The organism is Dickeya chrysanthemi NCPPB 402, from assembly GCF_000406105.1.
GTDB lineage: Bacteria > Pseudomonadota > Gammaproteobacteria > Enterobacterales > Enterobacteriaceae > Dickeya > Dickeya chrysanthemi.
Window position 1 is genome coordinate 3509434 of the sequence record NZ_CM001974.1, and the last position, 18952, is coordinate 3528385.

13 protein-coding genes and 2 pseudogenes are annotated in these 18952 nt (G+C 56.4%); 5 read left to right on the forward strand and 10 right to left on the reverse strand.

The genetic code is table 11. The features are described from left to right. Nucleotide 1: 1 nt before the first annotated feature. The 4 genes from secD to queA form a co-directional block, all read right to left on the reverse strand. A complete protein-coding gene (secD, locus tag DCH402_RS15380) occupies nucleotides 2-1849 on the reverse strand; it encodes a protein translocase subunit SecD (protein WP_071604721.1) in 1848 nt (615 codons plus the stop codon). Between the two features lie 28 nt (nucleotides 1850-1877). Next, nucleotides 1878-2213, reverse strand: a complete 336-nt coding sequence (yajC, locus tag DCH402_RS15385) for a preprotein translocase subunit YajC (RefSeq protein ID WP_012770768.1) — start codon at nucleotides 2211-2213, stop codon at nucleotides 1878-1880. A gap of 66 nt (nucleotides 2214-2279) precedes the next feature. Continuing rightward, nucleotides 2280-3443: a tRNA guanosine(34) transglycosylase Tgt gene (gene tgt / locus DCH402_RS15390; protein WP_040002084.1), complete on the reverse strand. Its 1164-nt coding sequence runs from the start codon at nucleotides 3441-3443 to the stop codon at nucleotides 2280-2282. 89 nt (nucleotides 3444-3532) lie between these two features. Beyond that, nucleotides 3533-4600, reverse strand: a complete 1068-nt coding sequence (queA, locus tag DCH402_RS15395) for a tRNA preQ1(34) S-adenosylmethionine ribosyltransferase-isomerase QueA (protein ID WP_040003642.1) — start codon at nucleotides 4598-4600, stop codon at nucleotides 3533-3535. 159 nt (nucleotides 4601-4759) lie between these two features. Here queA and DCH402_RS15400 point away from each other — a divergent pair, with 159 nt between their 5' ends. Together DCH402_RS15400 and DCH402_RS15405 are read left to right on the forward strand one after the other, a co-directional pair. Then, the gene (locus DCH402_RS15400) at nucleotides 4760-5365 is read left to right on the forward strand and encodes an acyl carrier protein phosphodiesterase (RefSeq protein ID WP_040002086.1); all 606 of its coding nucleotides are present in this window, start codon (nucleotides 4760-4762) and stop codon (nucleotides 5363-5365) included. 177 nt (nucleotides 5366-5542) lie between these two features. Beyond that, nucleotides 5543-6145: a peroxiredoxin C gene (locus tag DCH402_RS15405; protein WP_040002088.1), complete on the forward strand. Its 603-nt coding sequence runs from the start codon at nucleotides 5543-5545 to the stop codon at nucleotides 6143-6145. A gap of 77 nt (nucleotides 6146-6222) precedes the next feature. Here DCH402_RS15405 and proY read toward each other — a convergent pair whose 3' ends face one another. The 6 genes from proY to phoB all read right to left on the reverse strand — a co-directional run bounded on the left by proY (nucleotide 6223) and on the right by phoB (nucleotide 13806). Then, complete coding sequence (gene proY / locus DCH402_RS15410; RefSeq protein WP_027712850.1) at nucleotides 6223-7575, reverse strand: proline-specific permease ProY; 1353 nt, start codon at nucleotides 7573-7575, stop codon at nucleotides 6223-6225. A 78-nt stretch (nucleotides 7576-7653) separates the two neighbouring features. Then, nucleotides 7654-8973, reverse strand: a complete 1320-nt coding sequence (brnQ, locus tag DCH402_RS15415) for a branched-chain amino acid transport system II carrier protein (protein WP_040003644.1) — start codon at nucleotides 8971-8973, stop codon at nucleotides 7654-7656. Between the two features lie 411 nt (nucleotides 8974-9384). Next, complete coding sequence (locus tag DCH402_RS15420; RefSeq protein ID WP_040002089.1) at nucleotides 9385-10491, reverse strand: cobalamin-independent methionine synthase II family protein; 1107 nt, start codon at nucleotides 10489-10491, stop codon at nucleotides 9385-9387. Nucleotides 10492-10711: 220 nt separating this feature from the next. Beyond that, on the reverse strand, nucleotides 10712-11686 hold the full coding sequence (locus tag DCH402_RS15425; RefSeq protein WP_040002090.1) for a PstS family phosphate ABC transporter substrate-binding protein: 975 nt from the start codon (nucleotides 11684-11686) through the stop codon (nucleotides 10712-10714). Nucleotides 11687-11766: 80 nt separating this feature from the next. Beyond that, on the reverse strand, nucleotides 11767-13089 hold the full coding sequence (gene phoR / locus DCH402_RS15430; protein WP_040002092.1) for a phosphate regulon sensor histidine kinase PhoR: 1323 nt from the start codon (nucleotides 13087-13089) through the stop codon (nucleotides 11767-11769). Between the two features lie 27 nt (nucleotides 13090-13116). Beyond that, nucleotides 13117-13806 (reverse strand): phosphate response regulator transcription factor PhoB, encoded by a 690-nt coding sequence (gene phoB / locus DCH402_RS15435; protein ID WP_012770778.1) that lies wholly within the window; start codon nucleotides 13804-13806, stop codon nucleotides 13117-13119. A gap of 325 nt (nucleotides 13807-14131) precedes the next feature. On the opposite strand from phoB, the gene sbcD reads away from it, so the two are divergent. The 3 genes and pseudogenes from sbcD to DCH402_RS23415 all read left to right on the forward strand — a co-directional run. Then, nucleotides 14132-15364 carry an exonuclease subunit SbcD gene (gene sbcD / locus DCH402_RS15440; RefSeq protein WP_040002094.1) on the forward strand — a complete coding sequence of 411 codons (1233 nt, stop codon included), beginning with the start codon at nucleotides 14132-14134 and terminating at the stop codon, nucleotides 15362-15364. Continuing rightward, nucleotides 15361-16413, forward strand: a pseudogene (locus DCH402_RS23410) (AAA family ATPase); the annotation flags it as partial. The gene sbcD and the pseudogene DCH402_RS23410, both read left to right, overlap by 4 nt. Nucleotides 16414-18558: 2145 nt before the next feature. Further along, a pseudogene (locus tag DCH402_RS23415) lies at nucleotides 18559-18952 on the forward strand (SbcC/MukB-like Walker B domain-containing protein); the annotation flags it as partial.

Consider the following 18952-nt stretch of genomic DNA (forward strand, 5'->3'; position numbering starts at 1 on the left):
CTCAGATAGACAGCTTTTTAATGCGTTTGCCGCCGTACAACAGGTTTACGATGGCACGGGTCCCAACGATCGCGGTAAACATGGATGTCGCCACGCCAATCCCGGTCGTAATCGCAAATCCTTTGATCGAGCCGGTACCGACCGCATACAGGATAATGACCTTAATCAGCGTCGTAACGTTGGCATCGAAGATGGAACTGAATGCGCCGCGATAGCCTTCGTCAATCGCCTGCTGAACGGATCGTCCGTTGCTGAGTTCCTCTTTGATACGCTCGTTAATCAGTACGTTAGCGTCCACTGCTACAGCCAGGGTTAACACGATACCCGCAATCCCCGGCATGGTCAGGGTGGCCCCCGGCAGCAACGACATCACCCCGACAACCAACACCAGGTTCAACAACAGTGCCGATGTCGCAATCATGCCGAACTTCTTGTAGAAGAAGATCATGAACAGAATCGACACCGCCAAGCCAGCCAGACAGGCTTCCAGACCTTGGGTAATGTTTTGCATCCCCAGCGTCGGTCCGATGGTACGCTCTTCCACAATCTGAATCGGCGCTATCAGCGCACCGGCACGCAGCAGCAGCGACAGTTGGCGAGCTTCGTTCGGATTGTTGATGCCGGTAATGCGGAAGCTATTACCCAGAGGAGACTGGATCGTGGCGACGTTAATCACCTCTTCCTGTTTTTCCAGAATGGCGCGACCATTAGCGTCTTTTTTACCGCTGTCCTTGTACTCCACAAACAGGGTCGCCATCGGCTTACCGACGTTGCCCTTGGTGAAATTTAACATCAGGTTGCCGCCGGCACTGTCCAGCGAGATATTCACCTGTGGGCGATTGTACTCATCATTGCCGGACGTCGAGTCGGTAATGTGGTCGCCGGTCAGAATCACACGCTTGAACAGCGCTATCGGGCCGCCATCACGCATATTCATAACTTCGGTATCGCCCGGTACACGCCCGTTGCTCAGCGCGACAGGGTCGACATTGCTGTTCACCAGACGAAACTCCAGCGTAGCCGTCGCGCCCAGAATTTCTTTGGCGCGCGCCGTGTCCTGAATCCCCGGCAATTCAACCACGATACGGTCGGCACCCTGGCGTTGTACCAACGGTTCGGCGACGCCGAGCTGGTTAACACGATTGCGCAGGATATTGATGTTCTGCTGCACTGCATATTCACGGGCTTCGCGCAAACGAACATCGCTCATAACCGCACGCAGCGTGTCGTTGCCGCCAGAGCTGATCACCAGATCGCGATGGCGAGGGGTCAGGTAATTCACCGCGTTGTCACGCGGCTGACTGTCGCGGAACAGGATTTCCACGCCATAATTATCCGACTTGCGAACAGAAGCATACTGGATGCCTTTCTCGCGCAGCTCACTGCGCAGGGAATCCATCGTCTGCTCCTGTAACTTGCCTAATGCGGTATCCATATCCACTTCCATCAGAAAGTGAACACCGCCACGCAGGTCAAGACCCAGTTTCATCGGTTCCGCCCCCAGCATTCTCAGCCAGGTTGGCGTAGCGGGAGCCAGATTGAGCGCCACCACATATTTCTCGCCCAGCGCGTTCAGCAGCACTTCACGAGCATGAAGCTGTACATCCGGCGTAGAGAAGCGCGCGAGAATAGCGCCGTTTTCCAGCGCAATAGACTTACTGGCAATATTTTGTTCTTTCAAAACATTCTGGATCTGGACCAGCGTAGATTCACTGGCGGCGCTTCCTCGCGCGCCAGTGACCTGAATTGCCGGATCCTCACCATACAGGTTAGGAAGTGCGTAGAGCAGACCGACGACGATCGTCACGATCAGCATCAGGTACTTCCACAGAGGATAGCGGTTTAACACGGTAGTTCCCTTCGGGAAAGTCGAAAAATTACAGGGCCTTCATGGTACCCTTCGGCAGTACGGACGTCACGTAGTCACGCTTGATCACGACTTCATTGGTATCATTCAGGGCAATGGTGATAAATCCGTTATCAGCCACTTTGGTCACGCGACCTACCAGGCCGCCGTTAGTCAACACTTCGTCGCCTTTGCTGATCGAATCCATCAATTTCTTGTGTTCTTTGGCACGTTTTTGCTGAGGGCGCAGGATCATGAAATAAAAAATCAGACCGAACACGGCCAGCATAATCACCAGAGAGTACGGGCTTCCTTGAGCCGGAGCACCTGCGGTTGCTGCCACAGCGTCGGAAATGAAAAAACTCATGTAAATGTCCTCTTTAGTTATCAAAACAACAGTTATCTATAAAACGTTCATGCCACGCAAACGTGCTTATTGCGGCACATGACCTTCATGGTCATCTCCCGCCGCCTTGTCGACCAACGGCGGAACCGGTTTACCGATGCGCTGATAAAACTCGGCCACAAAGCGCTCTAATCTACCTTCCTCGATAGCCTGACGTAAACCCGCCATCAGGCGTTGATAATAGCGCAGGTTATGGATGGTATTGAGGCGCGCGCCGAGTATTTCGTTACAACGGTCAAGGTGGTGCAAGTAGGCGCGGCTATAATTGCGACACGTGTAGCAATCACAGTGCTCATCCAGCGGTCCGGTGTCGTCTTTATGCCGGGCGTTACGGATCTTGACCACGCCGTCCGTCACGAACAGATGGCCGTTACGGGCGTTGCGGGTCGGCATCACGCAATCAAACATATCGATACCGCGGCGTACCCCTTCCACCAAATCTTCCGGTTTACCCACCCCCATCAGATAGCGGGGTTTATCCGTCGGCAACTGCGGGCAGACATGCTCCAGAATGCGGTGCATATCGGCCTTCGGCTCGCCGACCGCGAGGCCGCCCACAGCGTAACCATCAAAACCGATGTCTACCAGACCTTTTACCGACACATCACGTAAATCTTCGTAAACACTGCCCTGAACGATGCCGAACAGCGCGTTTTTGTTGCTTAATTCGTCAAAACGCTGACGGCTGCGCTTCGCCCAGCGCAACGACATTTCCATCGACCGCTTGGCGTAATCCCAATCGGCGGGATACGGCGTACATTCGTCGAAAATCATCACGATATCGGAACCGAGATCGTACTGAATTTCCATGGATTTTTCCGGGCTCAGGAAAATAGCGTCGCCATTGATCGGATTACGGAAATGTACGCCTTCTTCCGTGATCTTGCGGATATCCCCGAGACTAAAAACCTGAAAACCGCCGGAATCAGTCAGGATCGGACCATGCCACTGCATAAAATCATGCAGGTCGCCGTGCCGTTTCATGATTTCCTGCCCCGGGCGTAACCACAGGTGGAACGTGTTGCCCAGAATGATCTGAGCGCCGGTGTCTTTGACTTCTTCCGGCGTCATTCCCTTAACGGTGCCGTAGGTGCCGACCGGCATAAAGGCCGGGGTTTCCACCACACCACGTTCAAAAACCAGACGACCGCGACGCGCGCGGCCGTCCGTTTGCAACAGTTCGTACTTCACTTAACCTCCAGCATCAGAAAACAGTCTGATGGCGTTATTGATATACCCACAGAACCTGGCCTGCGGTATGGAAATCGGTCGGCGACGAATTACCCCACCAGTTCCTGTTCCGCCGATGGATTACGGGTGATGAACATCGCATCCCCGTAACTGAAAAAGCGATACTGCTCCGCCACCGCCTGCCGGTAAGCAGCCATGGTATGGCGGTAACCGGCAAACGCCGACACCAACATAATCAGCGTCGATTCCGGCAAATGGAAATTGGTCACCAGCGCGTCCACGACCCGGTAGTGATAGCCGGGATAGATAAAGATACGGGTATCGCCGAAAAACGGTGCGAGACTCTCCCCTGCGCTGGCCTGAGCCGCACTTTCCAGCGAGCGCACCGACGTGGTGCCGACGGCAATAACGCGATTGCCGCGCGCCTTACAGGCCAACACGGCATCCACCACCGCTTGCGGCACCTCGGCATATTCGGCATGCATCATATGGTCTTCGATGGACTCCACCCGCACCGGCTGAAATGTACCGGCGCCGACATGCAGGGTAACGAAGGCCATTTCCACGCCTTTTTCCTTCAGTGCCGCCAGTAACGGCTCGTCAAAGTGCAAACCGGCGGTCGGCGCCGCCACCGCTCCCGGACGCTGGCTATATACCGTCTGGTACAGTTCGCGGTCCGCCGCCTCATCCGGACGGTCGATATAGGGTGGCAGCGGCATATGCCCGATGTCATTGAGAATGGTCAACACATCGCGCGTATCGTCAAACTGAATTTCAAACAAGGCGTCATGACGCGCCAGCATGGTGGCTTTCACGCTCTCATCTTCACCGAGCAACAGCGCAGTACCCGGTTTCGGCGCCTTGGAAGCGCGGACATGCGCCAATACGCGCTTATCATCCAGCATGCGCTCGACCAATACTTCCAGCTTGCCGCCGCTGGCCTTGCGGCCAAACAGACGAGCGGGAATAACACGAGTATTGTTAAATACCAGCAGATCGCCCGGCTGTAATTTATCGAGCAGATCGGTAAAGACGCCGTGCGCGATTGCGCCTGTCGGGCCATCCAGCGACAACAGACGGCAACCGCTGCGTTTTGCCTGCGGATAGCGGGCAATCAGAGATTCAGGCAACTCAAACGAAAAATCGGCAACACGCATGACCATTCACTTAATTTTCGGCACAGTGGAACAAAAGAAGCGGCCTAGTCTAGAGCCCGTCGGGAGCGGCTGCAAGAAATAAGCGGGACTGCTCGTCGCCTTCCTCTATACTTGCGCATTATTAATGCCTTTTCGCTTTTCCGGGAGCGCATCGACCCCATGAATTTTCTCGCACATCTGCATCTCGCCACGCTGGCACAAAGCTCGTTGACCGGAAACCTGATGGCGGATTTCGTGCGCGGTAACCCTGACACACTTTATCCGGCGGAAATGGTGGCAGGCATCCGTCTGCACCGCCGCATAGACGCCTTGACCGACAGCCTGCCGGAAGTACGCACCGCCTGTCGCCATTTCAGTGCCGACTATCGCCGCGTCGCGCCAATCGCGCTGGATGTGCTGTGGGACCATTTTCTGGCGCGCCACTGGTCGGAACTGGAGCCCACAACATCGTTGACGCATTTCGTCAACGACGCCGAACGACAAATAGCGCCCCACCTGCCTGATACCCCGGAGCGCTTTCGCAACCTGAATCATTACCTGTGGCCTGAACGCTGGCTGGAGCGTTACGCCGAACTGCCGTTCATCGCCGACGTACTGCACCGCATGTCGGTGCGCCGGCCGAAGCTGGCGGCGCTTTCCGGTTCTTTCGGCGACATTGAACGCGGCTACCATCAATTTGAAACATTATTCTGGCAGTTCTATCCTCGTATGATGCATCTGGCAAAAACAGGTCAGCTTGATGGCCCGGCTGACGCCGCACGGTAACATGAGGAACAGCACGCCAGGCTGTTCATCTGTCAGTGAAAAGAATTATCAATTGATTCGATAGACAAAGGCTATCTTATTGATTGGTCGCTTTCACTTTATTCACCGGCAGGCTGTACCTATACTTACGGCGTTTATTACATTCACCTATCATTAACAGTATTTACAGGAGTAATTATGGTCCTGGTAACGCGTCCTGCCCCCGATTTCACCGCCGCTGCCGTGCTGGGAAGCGGGGAAATCGTTGAGAATTTCAATCTGAAAAAGCACATCAACGGTAAACCGGCTGTGATCTTCTTCTGGCCGATGGACTTCACCTTCGTGTGCCCGTCTGAGCTGATTGCGTTCGATCACCGCTATGAAGAGTTTAAAAAACGTGGCGTTGAAGTAGTTGGTGTGTCTTTTGACTCTGAGTTCGTTCACAACGCCTGGCGTAAAACCCCGATCGAAAACGGCGGTATCGGTGAAGTGAAATACGCGATGGTCGCTGACATTAAGCGTGAAATTCAGAAAGCCTACGGTATCGAACACCCGGAAGCCGGCGTAGCGCTGCGCGGCTCTTTCCTGATCGATAAAAACGGCATCGTCCGTCATCAGGTCGTGAACGATCTGCCGCTGGGTCGTAACATCGACGAAATGGTACGTATGGTTGATGCACTGCAATTCCACGAAGAGCACGGCGAAGTGTGCCCGGCTCAGTGGGAAAAAGGCAAAGCCGGTATGGGCGCCTCTCCGGACGGCGTGGCGAAATACCTGAAAGAAAACGCCAACAACCTGTAATCAGCCCCTGATGTCAGGAACCAGCCAGCGGCCTCGCCGCTGGCTTTTTTATGCCCGTCATCCGTGCACCGTGCGACTCAGGCACGACGCCGACGCAGCGCATAGCTTGCCAGTAGCAGCGCTATCCACACCATCCCGGCATACAGCGCTATCCGGGTATCAGGGAAATAACCGATCAGACCGATGATGAATACCAGAAAGACAATGCCGACCATCGCGGTCGCCGATCCGCCGGGTAACGGAAACGCCAGTGCTTTAGCCTGTTCGCGACTCAGTTTGCGGCGAAAGGCAATCTGTGAGCACAGAATCATGATCCACACCCACACCGTAGCGAAGGTCGCCAGCGAGGCGATCACCAAAAACACTTTCTCCGGCATGATGTAGTTGAGATACACGGCGATCAACAGCGCCAGCACCATCACCACCACCGTCACCCAGGGGGTGCCGCGCTGTGACAGGCGGCTGAATACCTTCGGCGCATGCCCCTGCTCCGCCATGCCGTGCAGCATGCGACCCACGCCGAACACGTCACTGTTGATGGCGGAGAGCGATGCGGTGATCACCACGAAATTCAGGATGCCGGCCGCCGCCGTAATGCCCATATGTTGGAACGTCAGTACAAACGGGCTGCCTTCGGTGCCCACCTGATTCCACGGATAAATCGACATAATCACAAATAAGGTGCCGACATAGAACACCAGAATACGCCAGGGCACCGAGTTGATGGCGCGCGGAATGGACTTGTGCGGTTCTTTGGCTTCGCCGGCGGTGATGCCGATAATTTCCACGCCGCCATAAGCGAACATCACCATCTGCAACGACAGGATCATCCCCATCACACCATTACTGAAGAAACCGCCGTTGCTCCATAAATTATGGATACCGGTCGGCTCACCGCCGTTGCCGATCCCCCAGACGATGATGCCAATCCCGGCCACAATCATCACCACGATGGTCGCAACCTTGAAAAACGACAGCCAGAACTCCAGCTCGCCGAAGACCTTCACATTCATCAGATTGATGGCGCCGATGATCAGCACCACGCTCAATACCCAGACCCAATGCGGCACCGCCGGGAACCACACGCCCATATAAATGCCGAAAGCGGTAACGTCGGCAATCGCCACGATCAGCATTTCAAAGCAATAGGTCCAACCGGTGATATAGCCGGCCAGCGGGCCGAGGTAATCGCGGGCGTAGCGGGAAAAGGAGCTGGCCTGCGGGTTGTTGACGGACATCTCCCCCAGCGCACGCATGATGATATAGGCGAACACGCCGCCGATTAGATACGCCAGCAGCACGCTGGGGCCGGCCATTTGAATGGCGCTGGCAGAACCGTAAAACAGCCCGGTGCCGATGGCCGAGCCCAGCGCGATGAAACGAATATGCCGCGTACTTAAGCCGCGCTTGAGTCTGGATTGTTGTTCCATAAATAAGCAACCCTGTCTTTACAAACGAAAAAACCACAGGCAAATGCCTGTGGTGAAAAACCTTCGGCCAACCGTCAATCAGGAGTGTGCGGTGACTTCCTGACGACCGGTGATGCGGTCATAAATCCCCACCACCAGCAGAATAAGCAATGACGGCGGCAGCCAGGCCAGCCCCTGCTCACTCATCGGCAGGCTTTGCGTCCAGCCCGGCAGTAATGACTGAAAAGCAGAGGATTTAATACCGTCCAGCAAGCCAAACACCAGACTGACCAGCATCACCGGTGCGATCACATGGGTACTGTTATTCCACCAGCGGTGGGTGAAACTCAGCAGCACCAGCACAATGCACGGCGGGTAGATAGCAGTCAGCACCGGCACTGACAGCTGAATCAGATGACTCAACCCCAGATTGGAGACCACCATCGAGAACAGCCCCAGCACAAACACCAACGTGCGATAAGACCATGGCAGGTACTGCGCGAAAAATTCGGCACAGGCGCAGGTCAGCCCTACGGCAGTGACCATACAGGCGATGAAGATCAGCAACGCCAGGAAGCTGCTGCCCATATTGCCGAAGGTGTATTGCACATAGGCGTGCAGGATTTCAGCACCGTTTTGTGCATTCGGCACCAGCGAACCACTGAAGGAACCCAGGTGGAACAAACTCAGGTAAACCAGCGTTAATCCCAGCCCGGCGATCAGCCCGGCCCAAATGGTGTAACGGGTTAACAAGGCAGCGTCGCTGACGCCGCGAGAACGCGCAGCATTGACGATAACAATACCGAACACCAGCGCACCCAGCGTATCCATAGTCAGATAGCCGTTGACAAAACCACTGGAGAACGGCACCTGCTGGTAGGCCTCGGCCGTCGGCATCGGCGTACCGGCCGGCCATAACAGCGCCGCAATTCCCAGTACGGTCAACGCGATAATTTTTACCGGCGCCAGAATGTGGCCGACGGTATCCAGCAGCCGCCCGGGATAGAGCGAAATCGCGATGACGATGGCAAAGTAGATCAGGCTATAAATCAGCAACGGCATGGCGCCCTGGCCCACCAGCGGCGCGATACCGACTTCAAACGATACCGTCGCGGTACGCGGAGTCGCGAATAACGGCCCCACCGCCAGATAGCAGACCGTCGCCAGCAGCACGCCGGCTTTCTTGCCGATCGGGCTACTCAGGGTATCAATACCGCCGCCCACTCGGGCCAGCGCGATCACCGTCAGCACCGGCAAGCCCACCGCGGTAATCAGGAAGCCCAGTGCGGCTACCCACACGTGTTCACCGGCCTGCTGGCCGACCATCGGCGGGAAAATAATATTCCCGGCACCGACGAACAGGGCAAAGGTCATGAAGCCCAATGCCATGATATCTTTGGAAGTTAAACGATGACTCATCATGTATGTTGTTGTTGCCTGTAAAAATGGTGTTGCCGGCAGAAACCGGGCGCGTAAAGCGGCGCACGCGAAAAGCGAAACGGCCGTGCGATGTGCAGGATTATGGATGTGAGGTTTTATTGCACAGCGTTAATGGGGGCTAAGTAAAACGTTTATAGCAATAAAAGGCAATACGTGATCGGTAAACCAGAACATTAATCTGATATTTAATATAAAGGCAGCATTAGAATTTATATTTTCACGGACAGACTATACATGATTTGTGCATAGAAACAGTTTATAGCGCGAAAGATAAGCTAAAATTTCCATCAAAGAGCAACAAGTAGTCATATTAAAAACTTATAGAAATAAAAAACGCCGGTAATAGGCACCGGCGTTATAAAAAAGCGTACTGACCTGCGGAGTCCGCCGTCACCAGACGCGGTTAGCGATATCCACCACCAGTTTGAGTTTTGCCCACTGCTGCTCTTCCGACAGCGTGTTGCCCTCTTCGGTAGACGCAAAACCGCATTGCGGGCTCAGGCACAACTGGTCCAGCGCAATATATTGCGTGGCCTCGGCAATACGCTTTTGTACTTCTTCCGCGTTTTCCAGTTCGCCGTTTTTGGTGGTGATCAAACCCAGCACCACTTTCTGGTGACCCGGTTTGATGAAACGCAACGGCTCAAAGCCACCGGCCCGTTCAGTGTCGTATTCGAGGAAAAAGGCATCCACATTCACTTCACCAAACAGCGTTTCCGCCACCGGCTCATAGCCGCCTTCGGAAATCCAGGTGGAGCGGAAGTTACCGCGGCAGACATGCAGGCCCACCACCAGATCGGCCGGTTTGCCTTCCAGCGCCTTGTTCAGCACTTGCGCATAGGTACGGCGCAGATAATCCGGATCATCGCCGCGTTCGCGGATCTGGCGTTTCTGGTCTTCGGAACACAGATAAGCCCACACCGTATCGTCCAGTTGCAGGTAACGGCAGCCGGCGTCATAAAATGCGTGGATGGCATCACGCCAGGTCAACGCCAGATCGTCGAAATAGTCGGCCAGATCCGGGTAAACGGTACTGTCGATGACTTGACGGCCGCCGCGGAAATGCAACACGCTCGGGCTGGGAATCGTCATCTTGGCTACCGCATCGCCGGCCACGCTATTGAGGAAGCGGAAATCGTCCAGCATCGGGTGCTGGGAATTAAAACTGACTTTGCCGGTAACCTTCACACCGCGGGCTTTGGTCTGCACGCCGTTAAACTGAATCCCCTGCTCCGCTTCATAACGTTCCACGCCGTTCAGGCTATCGAAGAAGTCAAAGTGCCACCAGGCGCGGCGAAACTCGCCGTCGGTCACCAGTTGCAGACCCGCCGCGCGCTGCAACTCTACCGCGCGTTGAATTTCCTGATCTTCGACACGGCGCAACGCAGCGGCGTCAATCTCACCGGCCTGAAACTGCAAACGTGCCTGCTTGATGGCCGCCGGACGCAACAAACTGCCGACCACATCGGCACGAAACGGAGGAAGGGCTTGTGTCATATTCTGCTCCTGCACTTCAACTGACACGAAACAGCCTGATTTCAGGCGGTTGGTTTTCAGATGAACTGATTTTTAGATGAATTGGTTTTCAGGGGAAATAATTACGCCGCTGAACTTTATAGCCATCTAGACGGCTAGAAGTGAAGCTATCCTGTCATGCGTTTTTCTCAACGACAAGGGAAGAATTTTCACGACACATGAAATAGATTCATGTTATTCATCAGTTTATTGCAGGAACGCGATGCGATGCCGGCGCCATATCGTCAAGCCCGAGCGACTGTCTGGTCTGCTCACGCGCCACTTCCGGCAGCGGCAGGTAACCATCCTGACTGACCAGGGCCTGCCCCGGTGCCGACAACACCCGGTCCAGAAACGCGGCGGTCAGCGGCTCCAGCGGTTTACCCGGGGCTTTATTGACGTAAATGTAGAGATAACGCGTATAGGGGTAACGCCCGCTGCGGATAGTGTCGGCGGTCGGCAGCACGTAATCGTTTGTGTCGCTGGCCGCCAGCGGCAGCACCCGCACCCCGCTGGCGCGAAAGCCGATGCTGGCGTAACCAATGGCGTTGACCGACGCCGCGACCGCCTGCACCACCGATGCGGAACCGGGCAATTCATTCACCTGCGACAGAAAATCGCCGCCGCACAGCGCCTGTTGTTTGAAGAAACCGTAGGTGCCCGACGCTGAATTGCGCCCGTAGCGCAGCAGTGCTCGCTGTTGCCAGATGCCGTTTAGCCCCAATTCCTGCCAGCGTTGTACCGCTTTGCCGGCACCGCAACGGCGCGTCACCGAGAAGATGGCATCCAGTTGGCGCACCGTCAGCCCGGTAATCGGATTATCCTGATTGACCAGCACCACCAGCGCATCCAGCGCGACGGGCACCGCCGTCGGCGCGTAGCCATAATGCTGCTCGAACGCTTCGATTTCGCTGCTTTTCATCGACCGGCTCATCGGCCCCAGTTGCGCCGCACCGGCGGCCAGCGCCGTCGGCGCCGACGAGGAGCCCGCGGCCTGAATCTGCAGGTTAACGCCGGGGTAATGCTGGCTGAAATCCGCCGCCCAGAAAGTCATCAGGTTCGCCAGCGTATCGGAACCGGCGCTGGAAAGATTCCCCGCCAGCATCGCCTGCGGCGTAGCCGCAACCTGACCAGACAGGCACAACAGCAAAGCAAGCAGGCGGCGGGTGGCTATCATGTGTGGTTTCCATCGGGGTGAAAGACAAGAGTCGGCTATTTTCGGCACAGCGGCGGGGACAATCAAGCCCCCGCCGGTCATCACAACTGTGGATTCGCGGCATTCTGCCCCAGCACCGAGCGAACAATCAGCCGGTTTGGCAAGGTGAACATAAAGCGGGAACCTGCGCCTTCCTCGCTGAGGATCTCCAGCCGGGTGTCGTGGTGGCTGAGCGCATGCTTGACGATAGCCAGCCCCAGACCGCTGCCGCCGGTCTGGCGTGAGCGGGCCTTATCGACACGATAAAAACGCTCGGTTAAGCGAGGGAGATGTTCGGCGGCAATACCCGGACCGTTATCGCTGACCTGGAACTGCGCGCCCTGCGGCGTCTGCTGCCAGCACACCTCAATGCGGGTACCCGACGGCGTATGATTAATGGCGTTATACACCAGATTCGACACCGCGCTGCACAGTTGCTCCTCGTTGCCGAACACCTGCAGTTGCTCGTTGACGCGAAACACAATCTCGTGACGCCCCTGGCTGAGAGTGTCGGCTTCACGTTTGAGCCCCCGTAGCATCAGCGGGATATCCACCTTCTCGTTGAGATCGATAGCGGTGGCGGCCTCAATGCGCGACAGCGTCAGCAATTGCCGCACCAGCCCGTCCATACGGCGGGTTTGCTCCTGCATGGTGTGCAACGCCTTGGACTGCAACGCGCCATCCAGTGATTCGTCGCTCATCATTTCCAGATAACCTTGCAACACCGTCAACGGTGTGCGCAACTCGTGGCTGACGTTGGCAAAAAAGTTGCGCCGTGCCCCTTCCAGTTGGTGCATCTGAGTGACATCGCGGGCCACCATCAGCAATTGGCCTTCCGAATAGGGCATCACCCGGAATTCCACATGGTGGGCGTTTTTCAGCGTCAACGTCAGCGGGCGGCTGAAATCCTGCTGTTGCATATACTGGGTGAATTCCGGGTAACGCAGCAGGTTGAGGATGTTCTGACCATTGTCTTCCGGCCAGCGAAAACTCAGCAAGTGCTGAGCCAGCCGGTTACACCAAATGATGCCGCCCTCTTCAGTGGTGATCACCACCGCATCCGGCAACGACTCCGCTCCGCTGCGAAAGCGTTTGATCAGCAGCGCCAGCTCACGGCGGCGGCGGCGGTTGCGCAGTTGCATCTGATACAGGCCGTAAAACAGCGGCTCCCAACTCCAGCGGCCGGGCGGCGGCGTCATGCTGCGGTCAACCCACAGCCAGTAGGACAGGCGCAGTTGGTTATAGAAGTTCCAGCACAGTGCCGCCAGCACCGACGCTAGCAGAAACCAGGGCAGATAGCCGATGATCAGCCCCAGCAACAAACCGGGCAAACAAAAAAAAGCCAGCTCCAGCGCCAGCTTTTTCCAGGACAAACGTTCTAGCACGTCAGATTTTCTCCGGGACTCACGCTATCAATAACGTGTTGAAAAACGGTATCCAGTTCCCCGAACGGTCTGAACCATCTTGTCGTGTCCACTGGTTTCCAGCGCCTTGCGCAGGCGGCGGATATGCACATCCACAGTACGATCCTCAACATACACGTTAGTGCCCCATACGTGATTCAGCAACTGTTCACGACTATATACCCGCTCCGGGTGGGTCATAAAGAAGTGCAACAGCTTGAACTCCGTCGGCCCCATATCGAGCGCATGTTCTTCCGTCGTCACCCGGTGAGAAGAGGGATCCAGACTTAAGCCACGCATTTCGATCACTTCTTCCACCGCCATCGGCGAAATCCGGCGCATCACCGCTTTGATGCGCGCCACCAGCTCTTTAGGTGAAAACGGTTTGGTGATGTAATCATCGGCACCGACTTCAAGACCGCGTACGCGATCTTCTTCTTCGCCGCGGGCCGTCAGCATCATGACCGGAATATCACGGGTCAGCGCTTCGCGTTTCATGTGCTTGATAAACTGCAAACCGGACCCGCCGGGCAGCATCCAGTCCAGCAGCACCAGTTCAGGGTAAGGCTCGGCCAGCCGGGTCACCGCGCTGTCGTAATCCTCCGCTTCAACCGGCTGATAGCCGTTCTGCTCCAGCACGAAGCACACCATCTCGCGAATCGGCGCTTCATCTTCCACCACCAAAATACGTCTTGCCATATCTATCCTGCCGTTAATATCGTCACGGTTAGCGTGCGGTGTGCATTATGCGTCAGTTTTATGACAGATTTATGAAAAACGCACCCGACAACCGCCGCCCGATCACCGTTTGCGAAGACAGCCGGAGCGCTTATTTTTTACGCCATCCCACGTCGGTCGGCCGCGTTCATACAGATATTATGGGACAGGCCCTAAACTGCACGCCTATAATCGCCGATGATAAAGACGCGGCGTTTCGCCATAACCTACGGTGCCCGCCTTTGTGCCGTTGTCGATGAACACCGCCAAAACAACATATCGTTTGCACTCACCTGCAGGGAGTCTCATGCGAATTATTCACACGTCTGACTGGCATCTCGGTCAGTACTTTTATACACGGAGCCGTGCATCTGAGCATCAGGCGTTTTTGCACTGGCTGGTGCAGCAGGTTGAGCAGCATCAGGCCGATGCAGTAATAGTAGCAGGTGATGTGTTTGACAACGGCGCACCGCCCAGTTACGCCCGTGAAATGTATAACCAATTTGTGGTGGCGTTGCAACGCACCGGCTGCCAGTTGGTGGTGATGGGCGGCAACCACGACTCGGTCGCCACCCTGAACGAATCCCGTGCGTTGCTGGCCTGCCTGAATACCCGGGTGGTCGCCGGTTTTGAGGGCGATATCAACGAGCAGGTACTGGTGCTGAATAACCTCGCAGGTGAGCCGGGCGCCTTGCTGTGTGCCGTCCCTTTTCTACGCCCACGCGATGTGCTTGCCAGTCAGGCGGGTCAATCCGGTGCCCAGAAACAGCAGGCGCTACAGGATGCCATCGCCGAACACTATCGTCGTTGTTACCAGTTGGCGTGCGAACAGCGCGCGGCACTGGGTCGGGAATTGCCGATCGTAGTAACCGGGCACCTCACGACGGTGGGCGTCGCGACCTCCGACTCGGTACGAGATATCTATATCGGTACGCTGGATGCGTTCCCGGCACAAGCCTTCCCCCCGGCGGACTACATCGCGCTCGGGCATATTCATCGCCCGCAACGGGTGGCGCAGTGTGAGCACATCCGTTACAGCGGCTCGCCGATCCCGCTGAGCTTCGATGAGCTGAATCATGAGAAATCGGTCTATCTGGTGCACTTTGAGCAGGGAAAACTGCAGGACGTCACCGCGCTGAGCATACCGACCGAACAGCCGATGCAACTGGTAAAAGGCAATCTGGCGGAGATCGAACGCCGTCTGGCCGGATTCCGCGATTATCATGGCGATAAACCCGTCTGGCTGGATATCGAGATCGCCACGCAGGATTATCTGAGCGATATCCAGCAACATATTCAGGCGCTAACCGAACCGCTCAACGTGGAAGTGATTCTGTTGCGCCGGGCGCGGGAACAGCAACAGCAAATGCTGGTGCAACTGGAAAAAGAAACACTGGAAGAGTTACAGCCGGTCGAGGTTTTCGAACGGCGATTGGCACTGGAAGAAAACCTGGACGAGGCGCTCCGGCAACGACTGAAAGGCTTGTTTAACCGGGTGATGCAGGAGATCGACGCACAGCGACAGGAGACGTCCGCATGAAAATTCTTAGCCTGCGCCTGAAAAACCTCAACTCGCTGCAAGATGAGTGGAAAATCGACTTCACGCGCGAGCCTTTCGCCAGCAACAGCCTGTTCGCCATCACCGGCCCGACCGGTGCAGGTAAAACCACCCTGCTGGACGCCATCTGCCTCGCGCTGTACCACCAGACGCCGCGTTTGAGGGTCAGTCCCGGTCATAACGAATTGATGACGCGCCACACCGCTGAATGTCTGGCGGAGGTGGAGTTCGAAGTTAAAAACGTCGCTTACCGCGCATTCTGGAGCCAGCGCCGCGCGCACAACAGCCCGGAAGGCAATTTGCAGCCCCCCAAAGTGGAACTGGCGCTGTGCGCCGACGGCAAAATCCTTACCGATAAAGTGAACGACAAGCTGGCGATGGTAGCCGATATCACCGGGCTGGATTTCGATCGCTTCACCAAATCGATGATGTTATCCCAGGGGCAGTTCGCCGCCTTCCTCAACGCCGATGCCAATCAGCGGGCGGAGTTGCTGGAAGAACTGACCGGCACCGATATCTACGGCCAGATCTCAGAACGGGTATTCGAAAGGCACAAAGAAGCACAGAGCCAACTGGAGACTCTGCGGGCGAAAGTCGCCACGCTGGAGCTATTGAGCGATGAGCAACGCCAGGAACTGGAACAGCAACTGGACGCCATCCGCCAGCAGGAACAATCGTTATCGATACACCGGGAAGAAGTGCTGGCGCACCAGCGTTGGTACGACTCGCTGCTGCAACTCCAGCAGACGCAAAAACAGGCCCTGCAACAGCAATCCGCACATCAACAATTACAGCAACAATCGCAACCGCAATTAGATAAGCTGCAACGTAGCGAACCGGCGGAAAAATTGCGCCCGCTTTATGATGAACGCGGGCGAGCGCAACGGGAAAAACAGCGGCTGAGTCAACAATTGACCAGTGTGCGCCAGCAAATCGGCCGCCAGCAGGAAGCCATGAACCAGCTGAAAATACAGCTGGAAAAAGCGCTGTCTACCCGCCAGCAACACGCCGAACACCGCCAACAGCAAGAGACATTGATCAACGAGCGCATTCTGCCGCTTGACCACCATATCGCCACCTTGCAGACGCAGCGCGCCCAACAGCAACAAGCGCTGGATAGCCTGATTGAACAACAAAAAACGCTGATAGCCGGCCTGGCCAGGCTACAACGCCAGCAAGAACAAACGCGGCTGCGGTTGGAGGAGATAGAAAACTATCGTCGGCAGCATAGTCGCCACCAGCATCTGGGCAGCCATATTCCCTTGTGGCAAGCACAATTCCCCCAGCAACTGAAATGGCAGCAGGACCTGCACGTGGTGCAGGAAAAAGCGGCACAACAACAGATTCAGGCGGAATACCTTGACCAGCAGCGCACGTCGCTGGTCGAACAACAGCAGGCGCAACAGCTCGCCTGTGAACGCGCCCGGCAACGGCTTAACGAGCATCAGCAACAGGATGAACAACTGGAAGCGGAGTACCCGCTGGCAAACCTGCGCCAGCAGTTAGCGCGGCGTGCGGCGGAACGGCCGGATCGCCAGCAACTGGCGACCAGCGCCGCCGTACTGCAACAGTTAATCAGCCAGCGTACCTTGCTGGAAATACAACAGTTGGAAACGCAACGCCGAATTCAGGCGCTGGAAGAACAGCAAGTGCAGCAGCGTCGCGACTATCAGAATCAGGCCAGCCATCTGGTCGATCTCGACAAACGTCACGAACTGGAACTGCACATCGTCAGCCTGGAGCGGGAACGCCAGCAGCTCCAACCGGGCAAAGAGTGTCCCCTGTGCGGTTCAACGCACCACCCGGCGGTGGAGCGTTATCAGGCGTTGCGTCCGTCCGAAACCCAGCTTCGGTTACAGGCGTTGCGTCAGGAGGTGGACGCACTGAAAGCCGGCGTAGTGCAGACCGAAACCCAGCTTCAGTTGCAAAAACAGCACCGCCAGCAACAGCAAAACGCGCTGGAAAGCGTCCAGCGCGATTACGAGTCGCTGCGGTTGCAGTGCCAGTCTGTCAGTGAGCGCTTACTGGTTAGCTTCGATCCGCTGCAACTGCCGACGTTGCACCAGTGGATTGATGAATGCGATGCCCAGGAGCAATCGCTGCAGGCACAAATCACCAGCCGTGAGCGCAATCAGCGCACTATTCAGGAAAGTAAGGATTTACTGACTTCGGCGCAGCAACTGCTGGCGCAAACCCTACAGCAACTGGAGTTAAACACCCAGCAGCAATCGGCGTTGCAGACCTCGCGCGATGAACTACAGCGATTACTGGACAAAACCGAACGCGAATTACAGCGCCTGCACGACAGCCTGAGCCAAACGATGGAAACGTTCGGGCTGACGACACCCTCGCTCGCTCAGCAGGAGGAGTGGCTGCGCCAGCGCCAGACCGAATGGTTACGCTGGCAGGAAAACGAACACGAGCAGCATCAGTGCCAGCCGCAACTGGCTGCACAGGTCGCCGAGATTACCGCCGGCCAGCGACGACTGGAAGAGACCGATGTCGCCATCAAAACCGGCCAGTTACAGTTGGCGGAAACACAACGCACGCTGGAGCAGGCGCAGCAGCAACGCTGGCAACTCTTGGGCACCCAGGCGGTGAACGACGTGCTGAAGCAGTTGCGGCAGGTCAGCCAGGCGCTGGAACTGGAGAATCAACAGGCACAGCAGCAATGGCAACAAGGCCAGTCGCTGTTAAGCCGCCTGAACGGAGAAATCGACAGTCTCGAACAGCAAAGCCAACACGCAGACAGCGTGTTGCAACAACTGCAAACCCAGTTTGACGCAGCGCTCGCCGCAGCCGGATTCAGTGACGCCATCGTCTTTCGCGAGGCCCTGTTGGACGAAGAGGAACGCCATCAGCTCATTACGCTAAAAGAGCGGCTCAGCCAACGTCAACAACAGGTAGAGGCGTTACTGCAACAGGCCGGCAGCGCGTTGGAGCAACATCAGGCAACCCGGCCCGAATCGATGCCGGAAGGCATCAACGACTGGGATATTCGTCAGTTGCTTGCCGGTCTGGGCGACATGGTGAAAGTCGAAGTCGAACGTCAGGGCGAGCTACGCCAGCAATTAGCCAGCGACCAACAACGCCGCGACAAACAACGCCAGTTGCTCGACGCTATCGAACGCGGCCAGAAAGTGTGCGATGACTGGGGCTACCTCAACCAGTTAATCGGGTCGCAAAAAGGCGACAAATTCCGCCGCTTCGCTCAAGGGTTGACGTTGGACCATCTGGTCTTTCTGGCCAACCGCCAGCTCTCTCGTCTGCACGGACGCTACCTGCTGCAACGCAAGGCTTCCGACACCCTGGAGCTACAGGTGGCCGATACCTGGCAGGCCGATGCCGTTCGCGATACCCGGACATTATCCGGCGGCGAGAGTTTTCTGGTCAGCCTGGCGCTGGCGCTGGCGTTGTCCGATTTGGTCAGCGCCAAAACCCGCATCGACTCGCTGTTCCTTGATGAAGGTTTCGGCACGCTGGACAGCGAAACGCTGGATACCGCGCTGGACGTGCTGGATAACCTCAATGCGTCCGGCAAGACTATCGGCGTGATCAGCCATGTCGAAG